This window comes from Desulfoplanes sp. PS50 (genome assembly GCF_053851535.1).
On the sequence record NZ_JBSPZA010000067.1, the window covers coordinates 1 to 3,726 of the forward strand.

Annotated in this window: 3 protein-coding genes; all 3 read right to left on the reverse strand. The window is 55.8% G+C overall.

Annotation, left to right across the window (positions count from 1 at the left end; genetic code table 11):
- Nucleotides 1-192: 192 nt before the first annotated feature.
- Nucleotides 193-831: a LysE family transporter gene (locus tag ACTVJH_RS15635; protein ID WP_455992777.1), complete on the reverse strand. Its 639-nt coding sequence runs from the start codon at nucleotides 829-831 to the stop codon at nucleotides 193-195.
- A 186-nt stretch (nucleotides 832-1,017) separates the two neighbouring features.
- A complete protein-coding gene (msrB, locus tag ACTVJH_RS15640) occupies nucleotides 1,018-1,572 on the reverse strand; it encodes a peptide-methionine (R)-S-oxide reductase MsrB (protein WP_455992779.1) in 555 nt (184 codons plus the stop codon).
- A 25-nt stretch (nucleotides 1,573-1,597) separates the two neighbouring features.
- Nucleotides 1,598-3,574 (reverse strand): S8 family serine peptidase, encoded by a 1,977-nt coding sequence (locus tag ACTVJH_RS15645; protein ID WP_455992781.1) that lies wholly within the window; start codon nucleotides 3,572-3,574, stop codon nucleotides 1,598-1,600.
- Between the last annotated feature and the right edge of the window lie 152 nt (nucleotides 3,575-3,726).

A 3,726-nucleotide genomic window follows, 5' to 3' on the forward strand; every position in this document is an offset into this window, starting at 1 on the left:
CGCAAGCTCGCTAAGCATTCACTTTAGCTTTGCATAAGGTCTGCTACAGCTCGCAAGCTCGCTAAGCATTCACTTTAGCTTTGCATAAGGTCTGCTACAGCTCGCAAGCTCGCTAAGCATTCACTTTTCCCGCCTCCCGCCTCCCGTCTCCCTTTTCCCTTTTCCCTTTTCCCGTCTCCCGTCTCCCGTCACTCATCCTCCCCCCCATACTCCCAGCAATACCAATCCGTCCCGAAACAGGATCAGCGCGAAACCAAAGAGAACCAGGCCCAGAAAGCGCATCAGGAACAGATAGCCTCTGCTCGATAAAAAGGCGGTGAATCTGCCGGTAAGCAGGGCCAGGAGGATCTTGGAGCCGACCAGGCAGGCATAGAATCCAAGCAGAAACCCTGCCGATCCCAAAAGGCCGGTTGCATGGGCCCGGACCGTGGTCGGAGCGCCCACCGTGATCCAGAAGAGGTACATGTGCGGATTGGTCAGGTTGGCCAGAAGTCCTTTTTTGAGGGAGCGGGGGCGGATCTCGGTCGGTTCGGTCGCTTTACTGCGGATTTTGAAGCAGTCATAGCCGTAGAACGCGACCACCAGCGAGCCGACCAAAGAGATGATGCCCATGGGGGCGGGATAGGCCTGAATCCAGGAAAGGGCCAGGATGGAGGCCACGAGCACCGGCCCATCGGTCAAAAGGGGTGAGAGGGCCACCTTGATCCCTTCACGGGGACCATGGCGCAGGGTCTGGGTCAGAACCAGGGTCAGCAAGGGACCGGGGGCAAGTCCCGAACCAAGACCCAGGGCCGCGCCGGCAAGGAGATAGCCAAAGGTTTCGGAGATCATGAAGGGGGGTGGTCAGAAGATGAACTCAGGCCGTGATTGAATGTCCAGAATCTTGCTGAATGTCAGGATAGTATCAGGTATACAGGTTGAAAAAGGTAATTTTTAACCTGTATATCGGTAGAATGCAATGGGTGGTGTCCACATGGGAAATGACATCCGCCTGTATGGAGTTCCGTGCCCCCACCCCTATTTTTTCCTAAAATGCTCCAGATATTCCCCGTATCCCTCTTTTTCCAGATCATCCACGAAAATGAACCTAATGGCTGCCGAGTTGATGCAAAAACGCAGTCCCGTGGGTGAGGGGCCGTCGTCAAACACATGGCCCAGATGGCTGTCTGCCTGGCGGCTGCGCACCTCGGTCCGCACGGCGAACAGGGAGCGGTCCTGGCGGGTGACGATGTTTTCGGGCTCAAGAGGCCGGGTGAAGCTCGGCCAGCCCGTGCCGGAATCGAACGTGTCCGTTGAACTGAACAGCGGTTCGCCCGAGGCGATGTCCACATAGATGCCCGCTTCCTTGTTGTCCCAATAGGCGTTGTCAAAGGGCGGTTCGGTCCCGGATTTCTGGGTGACCTCGTATTGAAGCGGGGTGAGCATTGTGCGCAATGTTTTGGGGTCGGGCTTGACGAACCCGGTTGTATTTCCGGATGACGCTGTCTGATCATCAGATGCAGTCGCCGCAATGACAAGAACGGGAATGCAGACAAACAGCATGGTCAGCACCATGGGCAACAGTATTTTCATGATCTTCCTCCGTGGTGAAGGCCAGCTATCCCGTCATGCGGCGTCGGATCTGAAGAATCAGCACGAGAACGACCAGAAGCCAGAGCGTGACATCCCCCCTGCTGTCCGGACCGCCCATGGTACAGCCGCCACCGCCACCACCACCTGATACGGGCACCACTGAAGCGCCGCTGTTGCCGAGCACCTGGGGATCACTGACCGTGCCCGAATCCTTGTTGTCATCGAACCTGCCGTTATCCAGAATCACGGAGTTGACAAAATAGGCCAGGTCTTTTTTTACCCTGTCTCCGGGATCCAGACGCGAACCATCCGCCCTGCTCAGCCACCAGACTCCGTCACTGAATTCACCCGGATCCGAGTAGGTAAAGGGCTCGGGAGCTGTTCGGTTGGAATGGAGTTTGTAGAGCCCCAACGAGGAAACAGGATGATCCGAGTCAAAACGCAGGGGACGGCGCATGGCCACAAGATCGGAACCGCTGGATATGGTCACTGTATATCCGGCCACCTGTCCATACACGGTATCGAGCTCGAGCCTGTAGATATCCCTGATCTCGGCCGGATTTATGGATGAAAAATCCTGTGAATCGATGGTCAGAGCAGGGGGATCGGGCTGCCCGGGAACGGCCCCAAACTGATCTTCGACCAGTTCACCAGTGGTACCGCTGATCACCAGGGCGAAGGGCTGGGGACCCTTGGGAACATTGTAGCCTGAAACCGTTACCGTGTAATCGCCTGACGGCTTGTCAATGGTCACCCCCACAAGATTGTTGACCCGGTCGAACCGTACCGAAGTATTGGCGGAAAAAAACATGGCCGTCACTGCCGGAGTAAACTCTGCGTTTTCCCACCCACCCATGCCGTCACGAACCAGGGTCCGGCCGCTTTCATTGCCTTCCGAGGCCAGAAGACCCATGTATGTGGTATTCTCAAAGGTGAACACAACGACCACGTCGCCCTTACTGACATCTATACCAACAGGCAGGGCGCACTCGCCGTCAGCCCAGGTATGCAGAGTCTTGCTGAACAGGGGGGTGCCTGTGGGATGACCGTTTTCATCGGCGGCAAAGATCTCCACCTCGACCTTGCCGGGCGCATTGTCTTCGTTACCGCCTCCCCAATGCAGGCTGGAGAGCTGCTTGGGATATTTTGTCGGAGTGATGCGCAGGGCGATACGTCGGTCATCGGTCTCCCCGAGTTCAGCGGTTGCGTTATAGTAGGAGACTTGTTCCATACGGTTTTGCGACTTGGCATTGTCGGGATAATAGATGTTTCCGTTCCGGTCCTTGACCATCAGATCGAGGTCATTGACCAGACCGCCATTGGCGCTTTCCGTTGATGGATAATCCGTCCAGGCCAGGGTCACACGCAATGGGGTGTCGTATGTCACTCCGCTGACTGTGTAGGTTTTCTCTTCACCTGTTTTCAGACCGGCACTCATGGAGTACCGCTTGATGAAATACGGCTCATCCGGATAGACGGCCGGAATCAGATCGATCCTCCCCCATCCGGCAACAGGCCCTGGGGTTTTTGAGATTTCCCTGTACACTCCCGTGCCGTACTGACCGGGTTCGATATTTTGAGCCGCATTGATCAGACAGGCCTTGAGCATGGCCGAGGTAGTCGGGGTATCTACCCTGGTCAGATATTCGCGCAGCAGGGCCGCGGTTCCCGAGGCAACAGGGGTGGCCATGCTCGTGCCCCCGGAATAATAGTACCACTTATTGTATGGTCCCCAACCCTCTCCCGCCTGCACCGCGGAACGGGTGGACAGGACATTGGTTCCCGGGGCCACGATGTCCGGCTTGGTGCGACCGTCTGCACACGGTCCGCGTGAGGAGAATGCAGCCATGCCCATGGTGTTGTTGGAGGTCAGATCAGCATCCAGCGGTCCGATTGTATCGTAGAAGATATTCCAGCCATCCTCGGCATATCCGCCGGTCAGTCGCAGATTTTCAGAGGCCCCGACTGTCAGATTGTTCTTGGCCGTACCCGGGATATCGATACTATACTCGACTTTCGGGGTTAGTGATTAGTCGTTAATAGTTTGTTTTTATTGACAAGAAGTCCTTTTTCACCAACGAAACTATCCATATTTTTTTGGACTAGTTCCAAAATGCTTCCAAGGACATTTGCCGGTAAGTTTTCGATTTTATG